Source organism: Nodularia chucula CCY0103 (assembly GCF_963923915.1).
GTDB lineage: Bacteria > Cyanobacteriota > Cyanobacteriia > Cyanobacteriales > Nostocaceae > Nodularia > Nodularia chucula.
The window spans coordinates 18,652-35,538 of record NZ_CAWUOL010000003.1; the positions used below are offsets into that span (position 1 = coordinate 18,652).

At 42.2% G+C, this 16,887-nt stretch carries 12 protein-coding genes and 1 CRISPR repeat array; of the genes, 9 read left to right on the forward strand and 3 right to left on the reverse strand.

Annotation, left to right across the window (positions count from 1 at the left end; genetic code table 11):
• Nucleotides 1-2 precede the first annotated feature (2 nt).
• From cas10d to cas2, 7 genes are all read left to right on the forward strand, one after another.
• Nucleotides 3-2,957: a type I-D CRISPR-associated protein Cas10d/Csc3 gene (cas10d, locus tag ACM0OP_RS01650; RefSeq protein ID WP_414526648.1), complete on the forward strand. Its 2,955-nt coding sequence runs from the start codon at nucleotides 3-5 to the stop codon at nucleotides 2,955-2,957.
• Nucleotides 2,954-3,949 (forward strand): type I-D CRISPR-associated protein Cas7/Csc2, encoded by a 996-nt coding sequence (gene cas7d / locus ACM0OP_RS01655; protein ID WP_414526649.1) that lies wholly within the window; start codon nucleotides 2,954-2,956, stop codon nucleotides 3,947-3,949. The genes cas10d and cas7d overlap by 4 nt, the downstream gene beginning before the upstream one ends.
• Before the next feature lie 121 nt (nucleotides 3,950-4,070).
• Nucleotides 4,071-4,847: a type I-D CRISPR-associated protein Cas5/Csc1 gene (gene cas5d, locus ACM0OP_RS01660; RefSeq protein ID WP_414526650.1), complete on the forward strand. Its 777-nt coding sequence runs from the start codon at nucleotides 4,071-4,073 to the stop codon at nucleotides 4,845-4,847.
• The gene (cas6, locus tag ACM0OP_RS01665; RefSeq protein ID WP_414526651.1) at nucleotides 4,816-5,610 is read left to right on the forward strand and encodes a CRISPR-associated endoribonuclease Cas6; all 795 of its coding nucleotides are present in this window, start codon (nucleotides 4,816-4,818) and stop codon (nucleotides 5,608-5,610) included. Before cas5d ends, cas6 begins: the two co-directional genes overlap by 32 nt.
• Nucleotides 5,603-6,187, forward strand: a complete 585-nt coding sequence (gene cas4, locus ACM0OP_RS01670; RefSeq protein ID WP_414526652.1) for a CRISPR-associated protein Cas4 — start codon at nucleotides 5,603-5,605, stop codon at nucleotides 6,185-6,187. Before cas6 ends, cas4 begins: the two co-directional genes overlap by 8 nt.
• Nucleotides 6,188-6,195: 8 nt before the next feature.
• Nucleotides 6,196-7,173 (forward strand): type I-D CRISPR-associated endonuclease Cas1d, encoded by a 978-nt coding sequence (gene cas1d, locus ACM0OP_RS01675; protein WP_414526653.1) that lies wholly within the window; start codon nucleotides 6,196-6,198, stop codon nucleotides 7,171-7,173.
• Complete coding sequence (cas2, locus tag ACM0OP_RS01680; RefSeq protein ID WP_414526654.1) at nucleotides 7,170-7,463, forward strand: CRISPR-associated endonuclease Cas2; 294 nt, start codon at nucleotides 7,170-7,172, stop codon at nucleotides 7,461-7,463. The genes cas1d and cas2 overlap by 4 nt, the downstream gene beginning before the upstream one ends.
• A gap of 210 nt (nucleotides 7,464-7,673) precedes the next feature.
• A CRISPR array of direct repeats spans nucleotides 7,674-9,958; the repeat unit is 37 nt; unit sequence CTTTCCGCTAAACTAATCCCCGCAAGGGGACTGAAAC.
• Nucleotides 9,959-10,006: 48 nt separating this feature from the next.
• Here the strand turns inward: cas2 and ACM0OP_RS01685 are convergent.
• Together ACM0OP_RS01685 and hemE are read right to left on the reverse strand one after the other, a co-directional pair.
• Entirely contained in the window at nucleotides 10,007-10,963 is a 957-nt protein-coding gene (locus tag ACM0OP_RS01685; RefSeq protein WP_414526655.1) for an NAD-dependent epimerase/dehydratase family protein, read from the reverse strand.
• A 267-nt stretch (nucleotides 10,964-11,230) separates the two neighbouring features.
• Nucleotides 11,231-12,286: a uroporphyrinogen decarboxylase gene (hemE, locus tag ACM0OP_RS01690; RefSeq protein WP_414526656.1), complete on the reverse strand. Its 1,056-nt coding sequence runs from the start codon at nucleotides 12,284-12,286 to the stop codon at nucleotides 11,231-11,233.
• A 102-nt stretch (nucleotides 12,287-12,388) separates the two neighbouring features.
• Here hemE and ACM0OP_RS01695 point away from each other — a divergent pair, with 102 nt between their 5' ends.
• Nucleotides 12,389-13,135: a hypothetical protein gene (locus ACM0OP_RS01695; RefSeq protein ID WP_414526657.1), complete on the forward strand. Its 747-nt coding sequence runs from the start codon at nucleotides 12,389-12,391 to the stop codon at nucleotides 13,133-13,135.
• A 30-nt stretch (nucleotides 13,136-13,165) separates the two neighbouring features.
• Entirely contained in the window at nucleotides 13,166-15,238 is a 2,073-nt protein-coding gene (locus ACM0OP_RS01700; RefSeq protein ID WP_414526658.1) for a S9 family peptidase, read from the forward strand.
• 87 nt (nucleotides 15,239-15,325) lie between these two features.
• Here ACM0OP_RS01700 and ACM0OP_RS01705 read toward each other — a convergent pair whose 3' ends face one another.
• Nucleotides 15,326-16,636 carry an amino acid permease gene (locus ACM0OP_RS01705; protein ID WP_414526659.1) on the reverse strand — a complete coding sequence of 437 codons (1,311 nt, stop codon included), beginning with the start codon at nucleotides 16,634-16,636 and terminating at the stop codon, nucleotides 15,326-15,328.
• Nucleotides 16,637-16,887: the final 251 nt, after the last annotated feature.

A 16,887-nucleotide genomic window follows, 5' to 3' on the forward strand; every position in this document is an offset into this window, starting at 1 on the left:
CCATGCCTACATTATTACAAACACTACTAATTGAAACTCTCCCAGAAAATACTGACCCAATTTTGCACTCATTTATCAATACTGTACTCCCGGCCATGGAAGGGGAATTTGGTTTAATTCCGGCCTTGGGTGGTTCAGAGGATGCACATTATCAAACATTAGTCAAACAGGGCGATAATCGCTACGCCAGAGAAAATGCTCAACGCTGGGCGGCTAAACCTGACCAAAGTTTACTGGTTCATGTTCTCAATGGACTGCTGACAGCTTGGAATCTCAGCGCCTATTTACCCGCACATTTGCAACTACAGGAAACGGAAAAACGCTTGCTGTGTTTAGGGTTAACTTTGCATGACTATAACAAATATGTCCGGGGACAAGGAGAAGAACAACCACCGCCAAAAGCCCATGAAATCGAGGCCATTATTAACTTGTGCGGCGAATTGGGAGAAAAGTTAGCTTTTAGTGAATTTTGGTCAGAATGGCGAGAATATTTATTAGAAATTGCCTTTTTAGCTCAAAATACCCAATTCAGCATTGATAGTAACCCGATTATTTCTAATTGGGAGAACTCAGAGAGAGAATTTACCTGGGATGATCGGCGTTTAAGTGATGTTTTGCGGCATTTGCTGGCTTTTGGGGATGTAGCAGTACATATCGGAGATCCGGCAGATATTGTGACGACTACCAAAGGCGATCGCCTGCGAGATCATCTAGATTGGCTCAGGATTCCCCGTAAATTAGTTTACCATCGTCTCCGAGATTGCCGGGGGTTAATTACCAACCAAATTCATAATGCTGTAGTGAATTTTTCCCGCCAACAAGGTTGGGAACCAATTCTGTATTTTGCTCAAGGTGCTATATATTTGACTCCACCTGATGTAGTCATTCCTGAGATTGCAGACATTGAAACAGCTATTTGGCAAAGTTTAATTCAAGGAGATGTCGAAAACAATCAACAAGGATTAGCAGAATACTTTCAGCGTGGAGATGTAGGTTTTGTTCGTGATGGAAAAGGAATTAAAGTTGCTCCCCAAACTTTAGAACTGTTCACAACGGCTGACTTAATTCGCCTACTTCCAGAAGTTGTACAAATAAAAGTTGCTAATATCAAAACCCCAGCCACGCCGAAACGTTTAGAGAGGTTAAACCTCACAGATACAGAACGACAATTTTTATTACAAGGTGCAGATATTCGGGCTGACAGATTAGCCGAGTTAATTATTTTAGCCCAACGAGAGTTTTTTGCAGGTTGTGAGGAGTATACAACTTGGATATTAACAGCTTTGGAATTAGCAAATCACATATCTCCACAACAGACCCAATTCCAATCAGGAGGGGTAAATTATGGCTGGTATCAAGTAGCAGCTCAATATATTGTCAATCATCCCACTTTGGATGAAGAACAGGTAAAGGATTTCTTAATTAGTTTAAGCGATCGCCTGGCAACTTGGGCAGAAGAAAACAACTTACTTCAAGAAACAAGTAGCCCTACCCATGCAGCTTTTGTTGACTATTTAGCCCAATACCTAGAAATCTCGGAATTGCGCCATCAACCCGCAGAATTTAGCCAGGAATTAGCTGCATACTCACAAGCCAAAGTCACCAATCAGCCTATTTGTTCTTTGAGTGGGGGAGAGTCCGAAGCTGAAGACCAACTAGATACAGTGGTGCTGTTTAAACCCCAGCAATACAGCAATAAAAACGCCTTGGGAGGGGGACGGATAAAACGGGGTATCTCTAAAATTTGGTCTTTAGAAATGCTGCTGCGTCAAGCTTTTTGGGCTGTACCATCAGGAAAACTAGAAGATCAACAGCCAGTTTTTCTCTATATTTTTCCCGCCTATGTCTACTCACCCCAGGTAGCAGTAGCAGTGAGAAGACTGGTTAAACAACTTAAACGGGTCAATCTCTGGGAAGTTCGCAACCATTGGCTAAAAGCGGGAATGCAGTTAAGTGGACTGCAAAATTTATCTTGGCGCGATGAAGCCGAAGCGGGACGGTATGGTGATAGTTACTCTCATAGAGACTTGCCTTTTATGGCAATTACTTATACAACCACTAGGGGGAAAACCACTACAGATGCTTGGGTAACTCCGGCATTTTTAGCTTTGGCTTTACCCATATTGTTGGGCGTGAAAGTGGTTGCTACCAGCAGTCCTGACCCCCTATATGCCAGCGACCAAGAATTTAACGAGTCAGTCAAACTGGATGGGGCGGCGGGATTTTGGCAAATCTTAGGTATAAGTCAAAACATGAGAATCCAAGACTTGTCACCAGTAATTGAGCGGCTACTGGTAGCTTATAGCCTGCATTTAGATTTTCGCAGTTCCCCACCAGATGCACGTTGGCAAAGTTTTAATGGTACAGCCAGGAATTTAGTTACCGATGTATTAAATGTGTTTGCGATCGCCAATGAAGGATTTCGGGAAACTAAACGAGAACCCAGTGCAGACGATGTTCAAAAAATTTGGAATTATGCCCAACTCTGGATTAAAGGAGATGTGAAAATGCAACAAAAATTGCAATTAATTGAGCGACTAGTTAGAGAATATCGCCAGTTTTATCAAGTTAAAGTCCATGAATCTAGCCATGCAATTTTATTACCAATTGCCAAAGCTTTGGAAATTATTCTCACAGTTCCAGAGCAAATATCTAGAGAAGACATCATTTTACAAGGTGCAGGACAACTCAAAGATGCCATTGAACGCCAAGAACCTTACAAACGTCCATTAATTATGGATAAGTCTGTGGAATTTACAACTAGACAAGAGCAAGAGTTAAGAGCAATTCATACCTTTATGACTAGCTGCTTTGACGACTTGTTTTTAGGAGTTTATTTAGGCGATCGCGCCTTACTCCAAGAAAACCGCAACCGCATTAAATCCGGGGCAGAATTTGCCTATCGTTGGTTAGCATTATCAGACAAACAAACTGAAACAACAGGAGCAACAAAATGAGCATTATTAACACCATTAAACCCCAATTTCAAACAGAATTTCCTCGGTTAGCATCTGGTAAATACGTCCATTTTCTCATGGTGCGTCATAGCCAATCATTCCCCGTATTTCAAACAGATGGAGTCTTGAACACAGCCAGAACTCAAGCCGGTTTACAAACCACAGACCCCATTAGTCGTTTAGTCATGTTTAAGCGCAAGCAAGTAACTCCAGAAAGGCTTGCAGGTCGGGAATTATTGCGGTCTTTAGAACTAACCAGCTCCAACGAAGCCGATAAAGACAAATTCTGTGAATACAACGGCGAGAAATCCTGTAAAAAGTGTCCTGATTGTATTATCTATGGCTTTGCCATTGGTGATAGTGGTTCCGAACGTTCTAAAGTTTATTCCGATTCCGCTTTTTCCCTCAGTCCTTACGAACAATCCCACCGCAGTTTTACCTTTAATGCACCCTTTGAAGGCGGAACAATGAGCGAAAAAGGAGAAATGCGGAGTGCGATAAATGAACTAGATCATATTCTCCCAGAAGTCAGCTTTCCCACAGTAGAAACCTTACGCGACCCCACATTAGAAGGCTTTCTATATGTGTTAGGAAACCTGATGCGAACCCGACGCTATGGCGCACAAGAATCACGCACAGGCACAATGACAAATCATATTATTGGCATTGTCTTATGTGATGGGGAAATATTTAGCAACTTGCACTTTACCCAAGCACTTTATGATGCTTTAAAACCAGACATCAACGCCCCCATAGTAGACATTCTCACCCAAGCCAGCCAAGTGACAACTAATTTACTCAACCAAGAACCAATCCGCAAAACCCAAGTAATTACTGGTTCCCAACTAACTGATTTATTGGGTGAAGTCGCCGCCATTTATCAAGACGAAACCCAACTACGGGAAACACTGACAACATTGTATCAACAAACCCAGACCTACGCTCAAACCTACGGCGCGATCGCCGGTAAAAAAGGCAAAAACAAATCCTAAAACCTGACAGTAACAATTAAACGCAGATGGACGCAGATAAACGCAGATGAATTTGTGATGGATACCATAAACCCAAAGCGAAATTCCTTCCTTCCCTTCTTCCTTTGCGTACTTTGCGTCCTTGGCGGTTCGTTCCTCTGAATTGGTATTTCCCACCCCCCAAACCCAACCCATGAAACTTTACCAATGTAAACTCACCCTGCACGATAACGTATTCTTTGCAACTCGTGAAATGGGTATCCTCTACGAAACCGAGAAATATCTCCACAACTGGGCTTTAAGCTTCGCCCTCTTTGAAACCGCCTATATTCCCAGACCCTACAGACTCAAAGGTGCGATCGCGCAAAAACCCACCTATCTAGATACCTCCCAAGAACAAAACCTCATACACCTGAACACAGCAGGAATATATGTATTTCCCGCATTACCTCTAATTTGGTCTTATCAAGTAAACACCTTTAAAGCCGCCCAAGTTCCCTATTATGGAAAATCCGTACAATTTGGCGGCGACGGTGCAAAACGCAACTATCCCATCAACTATGGTCGAGCCAAAGAACTAGCCATAGGCAGCAAGTATAAAACATACATCGCCTCCCGCCAACCCATTGAAATTCCCCATTGGATTCGATTAGGTAAATGGTCAGCCAAAATCCGAGTGGATACAACCGAAATAGCAGATTTCAAAGAGCGTACCGGAGAATACATCACCAAACATCCTTTAAACCCCTTAGATTTACCCAAATCATCCACATTATTACTCTACAACCGAATTGTCATGCCGCCAGCCAGTTTAGTCAGTCAAGCGCAGATATCTGGCGATTATTGGCAACTACCTGATCATACCTGTTTACCAAGGGGAGCATCCTATGGAGCCAGCACTTTTGAAATCGCCTCCTAAATCCACTAACCTATATGCTGTAGTCATTCAACTAGGTGCAGCTAGTCAGCAAACTATTTCAGGTACATTCAATCAAGCACTGCATACACAAGTTATCGACTGGTTAACATCAGCAAATATCCAAATTGATCACAGCCAAGTATCTCCTTTCAGCCTATCAGGATTAATGGGAAATATTCGCCAGGGAGGTACAAAACCAGGAGATGATTTTACATTCCGCATCTGTTTATTAAATGGTGATTTAATTCAGCCACTTTTGCAAAGTATAGAACAGTGGGGACGCAAACCCTTAACTTTAGAAAAATGTCCCTTTGTAATTCGCAGCATCTATACTTTACCGGGAAGTCATCCCCTGGCAGATTTTAATAACTATGCAGTTTTAGCGGAAAAAACCCCAGTCTTTAATGACATTACCCTGAAGTTTCTCTCACCCACAAGTTTTAAACAAAATCAAGCAATTCAACCTTTCCCTTTACCAGAATTAGTTTTTGGCAGTCTGTTACGACGATGGAATATTTTTGCACCTCCAGAATTTCATTTTCCCCAAGTTGAATTTAACAGTTTTATCTCTGCTTTTGAACTGAAAACCTCAGCTTTAAAAATCGAAAATAAAACAGAAATTGGTGCTAAAGGTTGGGTAAGGTATCGGTTTATGGACTCTGAACAAGCCAGAATTGCCACAGTTTTAGCTAATTTTGCCAGCTTTGCAGGAGTGGGACGGAAAACAGCAATGGGAATGGGACAGGTAATCACCAATGACTAAAGACTACTTGCTTTTAGCCTATCTGAATGCTTGGGAATATTGCCCACGCAGGTTTTACTGGGAATATGTCCTGGGTGAAATGCAGGACAACGAACATATTATTTTAGGTCGCCATTTACACCGCAATATTGATCAACCGGGAACAATTCAGGAGGGAGACACCTTAATTCATCAGCAGCAATGGGTATGGTGCGATCGCCTCCAAGTTGTTGGTATCATCGATGCAGTGGAAGAGTGTGATGGTCAGCTAGTTCCTGTGGAATATAAGAAAGGGAAAATGGCACAACACCTCAACGACCATTTTCAACTCTGTGCAGCAGCCTTATGTTTAGAAGAACGGACAGGGCGGAATATTACCTACGGCGAAATTTTTTATCATGCTAATCGCAGAAGGCAAACTGTAGCATTTACACCCCAACTGCGAGAAATGACGGAACAAGCGATTGCACTAGCTCACCTTGCTAGTCAAAACCCTATGCCAGCACCCATAGATAATACCAAAAAATGTCAGTCTTGCAGCGTGCAAGGAATCTGCTTGCCATTGGAAGTTAAAAAATTACAACAGCAAAATTCATAACAATCACCATGACTACCCTTTACCTGACACAGCCCGACGCAGTTTTAAGCAAACACTACGAAGCCTTTCAAGTAGCCTTAAAACAAGAAGATGGTTCCTGGAAAAAACGCAAAGTTCCCGCCCAAACAGTAGAAGAAGTCATACTTATGGGTAATCCCCAAGTCACAGGTGACGCATTCTTCTACGCCTTAGAATTAGGAATGCCAGTTCATTACCTTTCTAGCTTCGGTAAATACTTAGGTTCAGCACTTCCCAATCATTCTCGCAACGGTCAATTAAGACTAGCACAATATCAAGTTTATCAAGACCCAGTACGACGTTTAGAATTAGTTAAAGCGATCGTCACCGCCAAAATTCACAACCAATATAATGTCTTGTACCGCCACAATCAAAAAGATAACCCCCTCAAAGAACGCAAAAGCCTAGTCAAGACCCAACAAACCATAGACCAAGTAAGAGGCGTTGAAGGTTTAGCCGCCAGAGAATATTTTGCTTGCTGGCAGAGTATGGTAGGAAACGAATGGACATTTAACGGTAGAAATCGCCGTCCACCCACAGACCCAGTAAATTCATTAATGAGTTTTGCCTACGCTTTACTCCAAGGTCAAGTCATGGCTGCTGTTCACATTGCTGGTTTAGACCCATATATTGGCTATTTGCATGAAGTTCATCATGGTCAACCGGCGATGGTATTAGACTTAATGGAGGAATTTCGGGCTTTAATCGCTGATAACCTAGTATTATCAGTCATCAATAACCGCAAAATTCAACCCCAAGATTTTACCGAGAGTTTAGGCGCTTATCGTTTAAAGGAAAACGCTAAGAAAACCTTCTTAGAGGCTTTTGACCAAAAAATGAATCATGAATTTAAACACCCTGTATTTGAATACAAATGTACCTACAGGCGAGCCATAGAACTCCAAGCACGTTTATTGAGCCGTCATTTACAAGAAAGTATTCCTTACAAACCCTTAACACTGCGATGAGTACCCTGTTCTATCTGATTATTTACGACTTACCCGATAATAAAGGCGCAAATAAACGGCGGACTCGCTTGCACAAAATGCTGACTGGTTATGGGAAATGGACTCAATACAGTGTTTTTGAGTGTTTCTTGAATGCTGTGCAGTTTACCCAATTGCAAATAAAGATTGAGAAATTGATCAAACCTGATGAAGACTCCATTAGAGTATATGTGCTGGATGCTGGTAGCGTAAAAAGAACAATCACTTATGGTTCTGAACTACCTAGACAAGAGCAAACAATCATTATATGATTGACCCATAACCAAGATTTTTGGCAGACCTATAGCGAGGTCAAAAACCCTGGGGGGTTTGCCAAATCGCCAGAACCTTGACAAATCAATAGTTACAGCGTTTCATAAGTTTCAGTTGGCAATTTCCCGAAGCCTGAAACAGGGTTTCTCGATCACCTTTGCCAAAATCGCTTCTATAATCCCCTTCTAGACTATGTTTCAGATGGCGGACTTTCCGCTAAACTAATCCCCGCAAGGGGACTGAAACTTTACAAGCTGAGGGCTTTTATGATGACGATGTTGAACTTTCCGCTAAACTAATCCCCGCAAGGGGACTGAAACCACTTATTAGACTCCAAATTAATAGAAACTATACAACTTTCCGCTAAACTAATCCCCGCAAGGGGACTGAAACTAAATATATCGACTAATAAATAAGTTAAAGTAAGCTTTCCGCTAAACTAATCCCCGCAAGGGGACTGAAACTTCATCTCTATAATACATACATGATTCATAGTCACCTTTCCGCTAAACTAATCCCCGCAAGGGGACTGAAACTATAACCCTGTAGCCCCTCCTGTTTCAGTTAAAGAATCTTTCCGCTAAACTAATCCCCGCAAGGGGACTGAAACATCATTCCGCTTTAGAAATCGATGATATTTTAGACTTTCCGCTAAACTAATCCCCGCAAGGGGACTGAAACTTTTTCAACCGTTCCAAACGATTCTGCGTGAGCTAATTCACTTTCCGCTAAACTAATCCCCGCAAGGGGACTGAAACTAAGACCTCTAGCAACTGACCGTAGACATCGTTGCTTTCCGCTAAACTAATCCCCGCAAGGGGACTGAAACATATAGTTTCGTATGTAAATCGTATTCTCATTTAACTTTCCGCTAAACTAATCCCCGCAAGGGGACTGAAACTCGGAGAAACTTTTAATATCATCAGGGAAACTATTCGCTTTCCGCTAAACTAATCCCCGCAAGGGGACTGAAACTCAACTTAACATATCTCCACTTGTCTACATGAGCTTTCCGCTAAACTAATCCCCGCAAGGGGACTGAAACTCTACCTTCATTAGGTACATTAACTTGTTTACTACTACTTTCCGCTAAACTAATCCCCGCAAGGGGACTGAAACAATAGGTTTTCCTTCAGCAATATTGGCATCACGAACTTTCCGCTAAACTAATCCCCGCAAGGGGACTGAAACATTTACATACTTGATTTTCTATATCCGCACTACGATAAGCTTTCCGCTAAACTAATCCCCGCAAGGGGACTGAAACAAGAAATCAAATCGATTAACAAAGTGTTAGTTGCACTTTCCGCTAAACTAATCCCCGCAAGGGGACTGAAACACATTATAGATGAGACAACGCATTACAAAGCATTCAGCTTTCCGCTAAACTAATCCCCGCAAGGGGACTGAAACTTACAGAATCATCACCATCATATTGCTTCTTGCCTGCTTTCCGCTAAACTAATCCCCGCAAGGGGACTGAAACAGATTTTCTTTTACATAGGTAATCGGCTTCTCACTTACTTTCCGCTAAACTAATCCCCGCAAGGGGACTGAAACCTTTCTCATCATCACTAGGGGAGGTAAAATCACCGTTGGGCTTTCCGCTAAACTAATCCCCGCAAGGGGACTGAAACAATCCGCTTTTAATCTAGGTCAAAGTTCAATATTGCTTTCCGCTAAACTAATCCCCGCAAGGGGACTGAAACTCCAGTCTTCACGAGTACCGTCTACGGTTTTAGAAACTTTCCGCTAAACTAATCCCCGCAAGGGGACTGAAACTATGTGGTTATGCAATCCCCAATCTGTCTATGCTTTCCGCTAAACTAATCCCCGCAAGGGGACTGAAACTTGGCGCATTATTATCCCTTATTTGGGCTATAGCATCTTTCCGCTAAACTAATCCCCGCAAGGGGACTGAAACTTTCGTAAGTGTTTCCAGTAATCTAGGTTTGGCTTTCCGCTAAACTAATCCCCGCAAGGGGACTGAAACCTAAACTTTTAGCTTTTGCTAATTACTATAATAGACAAGCTTTCCGCTAAACTAATCCCCGCAAGGGGACTGAAACCCTACTCTGTTGGTGGAGTCCGCCTTGCCTGGAACTTTCCGCTAAACTAATCCCCGCAAGGGGACTGAAACATAATATTTAACCATAACCCACACCACAGTGGGTTCTTTCCGCTAAACTAATCCCCGCAAGGGGACTGAAACATAACTAGTAGCCTTGAAAACAATACGGTCGACTTTCCGCTAAACTAATCCCCGCAAGGGGACTGAAACATTATTGCCTAGAACGGACAAAGCGCCTCGAATCTTTCCGCTAAACTAATCCCCGCAAGGGGACTGAAACAATGACTATAGCCGTCTTGAGTCTACAATAGAGTCTTTCCGCTAAACTAATCCCCGCAAGGGGACTGAAACAATAAATACTACCTTTGTAGTGTAGTTAGCTAGTGCTTTCCGCTAAACTAATCCCCGCAAGGGGACTAAAACATTTCACGTACACACCCAAATACTATCTATTATGAAAATAACCTACCTTTATTTTGCGCCCTTCACACCACTAATTTGTAAAACATCGCTCATAGTCTCACAGTAATTTGGTAAACCTAAACTAGCAGGATTCACCACATTTTCATAACTAAAATGACGATAGTTCATGCAGAATCTATCCCAAGCAGCCATTTGAATGCGAAATACAGCAATAATCAAATTAGCTAATGCTAACGATAGCGGAATGCGAAAATAAATCTTTTTACCTAAATAAGTACAGACTTCTTCTACTGCTTGATTCGCTGTTAATGCTTGTTGTCCTAACACCAATTGGCGTGCTTCCTTTTCTTGGGGGGGAGAATCAATTAAATGTTGTATTGTCGTAGCAATATCTCGCCCGTGAATAAAATGGAAACTACCATCTACTTGCAAACAGCGAATTAAATTAATATATTTAGTTACTTCCGGTATTCCCGATGTCAAATGAGAATAGGGTTTTTGCTCATCACCACCCAAAACTAAAGTAGGGAAAACCTTGGTAATTTTCGGGGCTATTTCTAGCTGCGACATTTTTTGTAAACAATCATATTTAGAACGAATATAATCTGTGCCAATTTCCCCAGCTTCTTTGAGGGGTTGATTGTATCTATCCAAAACACTAGCTGTAGAAAAATAAATTACTTGTTCACAACGCTGCGGATCTAACATTTGCATTAATTCTAAAGTCTTAGAGACATTAATATCAAACGTTTCATCGCCACCCCAAGCCGTAGCTGTGAGAACTGCGGTATCAATTGTGGGGAGTAAATCAGCCAACTGGCTAATTTTTTGCATATCCCCCTGTAACACAGTGATACCTGGACGGGCTTGAGTATCCACTTGCAGCTTTTGCGGATTTCTCACCAGTAAATACAACTCGTGATTAGTATTTTTAATTAATGCTTCTGAAATGTAGTGACCCACACAACCGCTTGCACCTGTCACTAAAATCCGTTTCTGATTCATAGTATTATTTAAAATAAATTAGTAATTAAAACTCAAGAATTAAAAATAAAGTTAAAAGTTCCACTCTTAACTCTGTGTTCTCTGTGCCTCTGTAGTTCGATAAATTAGAGGCCGGGGAGCAGGGGGAAAATTTCCCAGTCCCCATTCCCCAGCTCTTTGCACTGAGCAGTTCGACAGGCTCACTGTAAAACTTGTCGAAGTGTCCCCAGTCCCCAATCCCCAGTCCCCAATCCCCAGTCCCCAATCCGCAGTCCCCAGCTTTCCTAACTAAACGCCTACAGATTTGAGTTGTTTTGCAGTTTCAAAAAAGAAAGCCACATTTTCTTCAGGAGTTTCTGGTAGTACACCATGACCGAGGTTGAGAATATGACCCCAATTACCTGCTTTCTGCACTGTATCAAGAATGCGATCGCGGATAAACTCTTTAGAACCAAATAACACACCTGGATCAAGATTTCCCTGGACTTTCACGTGTTTACCTAATCTGGCTCGCGCTTCAGCCATATCCACAGCCCAATCTACAGTCACAATATCTGCACCAGATTTAGGCATTCTTTCCAGCACACCCGCACTACCGCTAACTAACAAAATTAACGGTGTATCAGGGTGAGTTTCCTTAACTTGTTGAAAAACTCGTTGCTGATAAGGCAGAGCAAAGGTGTCATAATCTTGGGGACTGAGTTGACCCGCCCAAGAGTCGAACATTTGCACCACTTGAGCGCCACAATCAATTTGATAGCGTGTATAAACCGCGATCGCATCTGCTAACTTAGCTAATAGCTGATGTAACATCGTCGGGTCAGAAAACGCCATGTTTTTAATCACCGAGTAGGTTTTAGAACCTTTACCCTCTACTGCATAAGCAGCTAAAGTCCACGGTGCGCCCACAAAGCCTAAAACAGTTGACTGATTGCCTACTTCCTCGCGTAACGCCTGCAAAATTGTCTTAATAAACGGTAGTGCTGCTTCTGGTTCTAAAGGACGCAGGGCATCAATTTGGGCTTGGGTACGGAGGGGCGAGTGAATGATGGGACCTTTACCTTCCGCAATGTCCATCTCAATCCCCAAACCAGGCAATGGGGTGACAATATCGGAAAATAAAATCACTCCGTCTGGCGCGAATGCTCTCCAAGGTTGTAGGGAAACTTCAATCGCCACTTCGGGAATTTCCGAACGTTCGCGGAAAGAAGGATATTTTTCCCTTAAATCTCGATATGCTTTCATATATCGTCCCGCTTGTCGCATCATCCAGACAGGAGGACGATCTACTACTTCACCACGCGCAGCCCGGAGGAGATGAGGAGCCGTTAATGCAACACCCATTTATCACTTCATCCTAAGTCATTATATTTATGTCACTGTTTAGCTTATCATTCTGAGATTACGCTTTTTCAGGAGGTTCCTTTCCCAGAACATTAACTTAATATGCACATAGACTCTCACAGTCCCACAGATGATACATCTAATCCCCACCCAGGGAAGTTTTTGATCCCACGGGTCCACAGACAAGTGTTTTTTTGGCAGTTTACCTTAATTACTGTCTTAGGATGGGTTGTAGGTGGAATTGCCAGTATAGGTTTAGAAAAAACCATCCTGGGAGGTATACCGCCTGCTGATTCTGTTCACTGGGTGAAAATCTTGGGAAACATTGTGTTTGCGCTCATTTTTGCCGCCGATCAAGCCCTCGTCCTGCGTCGCTATATCCCCGGTATGCTATGGATATTGGCTACCAGTCTCGGCTGGTTGATTGCTAACAGCGTCAACATCGCCTGGCTGAAATACATTAGCGTAATTGCCAGTTCCCTAAATCCCGGAATATCTCCTGAGTTAGTATTCCTCTGGGGGCTTTTGTCAACAATCTCATACATTCTTACCGGAATTTGGCTGGGATTGTGCCAATGGTTAGTATTGCGGCGCTACGCCAAAGCAGCGTTGTGGTGGATTTTTCTGCCTTCTGTATCCTTTTTCTTGATTAGTCTTAGCGTTTGGTTTTTGTCTCTGGTGCAAGATTTGATTCCAGAAGTGAATCGCACTCCTATATTGTATTGGAGTGAACAAGGATTTACAGCTATCATTCTCGGTGTTATACCAGCAATTGGCTTGTGTACCTTGAAAAAAAACCCTCACCGCCCAACTACTAGTTCTAGTTCATCTTCCATTCTCAACAGCTAATTGCTGGTTATTTGCCATAGGTTAAAAATTATGAATAAAGATAATGTTTTACAAAAAATAGTCACCCCACCCATTGCTGAACCACAGCCAGAGGTTTTAGAATTACATGGCGATCGCCGCATAGATAAATACTTTTGGATGCGTGATTTAGATAACCCAAAAGTTCCCGCTTATCTGGAAGCAGAAAACGCCTACACCGCAGCAATGACACAGCATACAGAAGCATTGCAAACCCAGATATACAATGAAATGCTGGCGCGGATTAAAGAAACAGATTTATCCGTACCATTCCGTAAAGACGAATATTATTATTATTCCCGCACAGAAGAAGGCAAAGCCTACTCAATTCATTGTCGGAAAAAGGGCAGTTTAGATGCTCCTGAAGAAGTGCTAATCGATGAAAACGAATTAGCCAAAGGCCATGATTTTTTTGACTTGGGTGTATTTAATATTAGCCCCAATCATCAAATATTAGCTTATTCCTTTGACACTAGCGGCTCAGAGCAATACACCCTATGTTTTCTGGATTTAAATACACATCAATTATATCCTGAAACAATTGCAGATACTTATTTTTCCTTTGCTTGGGCAAACGACAATCAAACCGCGTTTTATACCAAAATTGATGATGCTAATCGCCCTTACCAACTTCTGAAACACACATTAGGAACTGCACCAGCAGAAGATGTGCTGATTTATGAAGAAACAGATGATATTTATCATTTATACGTGGGCAAAACTCGCAGCGAATCATATATATTGATGCTGTTGCAAAGTAGCATCACTACAGAAGTTCACTATTTGGATGCGAATAGTCCCCAAGGTGAGTTTCAGATAATTAAGCCCCGAACTACAGGAGTAGAATATGATGTTGACCATCATCATGATCACTTTTACATAGTTACTAACGAAAAAGCCACTAACTTTAAATTAGTCAAAACCCCTGTAACCAAACCATCTCAAGAAAATTGGCAAACTATTATTCCCCACAGAGAAGATGTACTGCTATTAGGAGTAAGTCTGTTTGCTAATCACTTAGTAATTTACGAAAGAAAAGGCGGATTGCAAACTGCAAAGGTACAGAACCTTTCCACAGGTGAGGAAAATAATATTAGCTTTCCTGAACCAACTTATGAGTTTGATGAAGGGAATAACCCAGAATTTAATACTAATATTTTGAGGTTTCATTACACTTCTTTAATCACTCCCCAATCTGTGTTTGATTACAACATGGAAACCAATGAAAGGGAATTGAAAAAACAAACAGAAGTGTTAGGTGGCTATGATAAAACTGAATACCAGAGTGAATGGTTAATGGCTACTGCGGCGGATGGGACAAAAATTCCCATCTCCATTGTTTACAAACAGGGAATGAAACAAGATGGCAAAAATCCCCTGTTACTCACAGGATATGGCGCTTATGGTTCCTCATATCCAGCATCCTTTTCCTCAACCAGATTAACACTATTAGACCGGGGAGTAGTGTTTGCCATTGCTCACATTCGTGGTGGGGAAGAAATGGGACGCAAGTGGTATGAAGAAGGGAAATTCTTAGAGAAAAAGAATACCTTCACCGATTTTATCGCCTGTGCAGAGTATCTCATTGCTGAAGGTTGGACAGCAAGCGATCGCTTGGTAATTACTGGCGGAAGTGCTGGGGGTTTATTAATGGGTGCAGTTATGAATATGCGTCCTGACTTATTCAAAGCAGTAGTGGCTAATGTCCCCTTTGTCGATGTCGTCACCACAATTCTGGATACCTCCCTACCCCTGTCAGCGATGGAATGGGAAGAATGGGGAAATCCCAACGATAACGTGTATTACGACTACATGAAATCCTACTCTCCCTACGATAACGTCGAGGCTAAAGCATACCCAGATGTATTAATTACCGCCGGCTTAAATGATTCTCGCGTCAAATATTGGGAACCCGCCAAATGGACAGCCAAACTGCGGGAATTGAAAACAGATAATCACATTTTGCTGCTGAAAACCAACATGGGTGCAGGACATAGCGGCGCATCTGGCCGTTACGAAAGCCTGCGAGAACTAGCTTTTGAAGACGCTTTTATTTTGGATAGATTAGGTTTAGGAAATACCTAACCTTAATCATTTCTGAACCACTACAGTCCTGATATCTTCAAGATACCAGGATTGTATAGCTGGGAAGTAGGGAATTACCGATTTGGATTAAAGATATCCACTCATTGACAGTATTTGTTTGAGTATCAAAACTGATGCAATTCCTATCATCAGAATTAATGTCACCTTACCACCAGGAACAAGCGGTTGATTGAGACTATTTAACTGCTCTTCTTGGCGTTGTTTCCAACTCATTAATGCTGGAATTATCCCACCTAGAACTGAAATACTAAAGGTTCCCGCAACATCTAAAGCGTTAAAAAAAATGCTGGGATTAATTGCGCCCAAACTCATGGGAGGTAAAAGAATCATCGAATAAAGCGGGAGACGACCGAAAGCTTTACCCTGTTTAACTGGGAAGATATCTTTAAAGAAATCCAGCAACCCGTAAACAAAACCAATAAACGAAGTGGCGATCGCAAACTCAGAGAAAATAGATAATAAAACTCCCAAACCTTTGCCATTCCCACCAGACCGCAGAATTTGCAAGGGGTCAAAATTACCTGTACTTTCTCCTATGTCCAGACTCACACTACCCAAAATCACAGCATTCCATGTCAAAAACATAATTAACGGAATCAAAGAACCAATAATAATAGACTGGCGAATTTTAGGGATATCTCCTTCCAACTGAGTCACAACGACCGGGACAACATTATGGAAAAACAGCGCCACCAACATCACAGATACAGCACTTCCCAAAGCAGTCCAATTGTGAGTCAAAAGTTGCACAGTCTGAACCTGTCCTCCTCCTAGAAATAACAGTCCCACAAATGAAGTAATTACAATTGCTACAAAGACGCTATTCAGTTTCTCAATAAATTTTTGTCGCCCCAGGTACATCATCCCGCCAAAAAACAACGTAAAAATCATTGTTCCTAGCCAACCAGGGGGAACATTTTCTAGTTTCCATATCTGAGAAACCCCAGACACTAAAATATTGCCCCCTTGAGTCATGTAAGCCACCAGCAAAGCATAGTGGAGGAATAAATATGCAGCGCCAGCAATCCGCGCCCCCACAAACCCCAAAATACCCTCCACCATCGCCAACAGACCAATACTTAAACGTCCTTCCAGACGCATAGCATTTACACAAACCTCCGCCAGCAACAGAGCAGAAATCACCGTGTACAGCCACACAGCAATTAACAAAACTGTAGATGGCAAAACCCCAGATGGTAGAGTTACCGCAGGTAGAGCCAAAATACCAGCACCCACAGTTGTCCCTGCAATCAGCGCAATATTTCCCCACACACTACCCGGTTGATGACTAAACTGATTTTCATTGAGTTCAACGTGAGAACATAAACGAGTCACTTCCTCCGAATGCAACTTGAAAACAGGTTTTGTTGGAGTCATACCGTGATTAGTGCCTGAACTAAAAGCAGACTATTAAATTATGTAACTTATTCTAGCAGAAACCCCAATTTACTGCTTTCACGCTTAAACAAGCCTCTAAAAAAACCTATTTAGAGACGATAAGATTTTGATCATTTGTTTATGAAGAACCGCGCGAAATTCCTTTCTTTTCTTTTTTTTCTTTCTTCGTGTACTTTGCGTCCTAGCGCCCTGGGGGCATACGCTGCGCGGTAAGCGAAGCTATGCCGAAG

Excerpts from the sequence above, each read along its gene's own strand:
- ACM0OP_RS01695 (WP_414526657.1), top strand. The coding sequence starts at position 12,389 with ATGCACATAGACTCTCACAGTCCCACAGATGATACATCTAATCCCCAC.
- cas4 (WP_414526652.1), top strand. The coding sequence starts at position 5,603 with ATGACTAAAGACTACTTGCTTTTAGCCTATCTGAATGCTTGGGAATAT.
- ACM0OP_RS01700 (WP_414526658.1), top strand. The coding sequence starts at position 13,166 with ATGAATAAAGATAATGTTTTACAAAAAATAGTCACCCCACCCATTGCT.
- cas6 (WP_414526651.1), top strand. The coding sequence starts at position 4,816 with ATGGAGCCAGCACTTTTGAAATCGCCTCCTAAATCCACTAACCTATAT.
- hemE (WP_414526656.1), bottom strand. The coding sequence starts at position 12,286 with ATGGGTGTTGCATTAACGGCTCCTCATCTCCTCCGGGCTGCGCGTGGT.
- cas10d (WP_414526648.1), top strand. The coding sequence starts at position 3 with ATGCCTACATTATTACAAACACTACTAATTGAAACTCTCCCAGAAAAT.
- ACM0OP_RS01685 (WP_414526655.1), bottom strand. The coding sequence starts at position 10,963 with ATGAATCAGAAACGGATTTTAGTGACAGGTGCAAGCGGTTGTGTGGGT.
- cas2 (WP_414526654.1), top strand. The coding sequence starts at position 7,170 with ATGAGTACCCTGTTCTATCTGATTATTTACGACTTACCCGATAATAAA.
- ACM0OP_RS01705 (WP_414526659.1), bottom strand. The coding sequence starts at position 16,636 with ATGACTCCAACAAAACCTGTTTTCAAGTTGCATTCGGAGGAAGTGACT.
- cas7d (WP_414526649.1), top strand. The coding sequence starts at position 2,954 with ATGAGCATTATTAACACCATTAAACCCCAATTTCAAACAGAATTTCCT.
- cas1d (WP_414526653.1), top strand. The coding sequence starts at position 6,196 with ATGACTACCCTTTACCTGACACAGCCCGACGCAGTTTTAAGCAAACAC.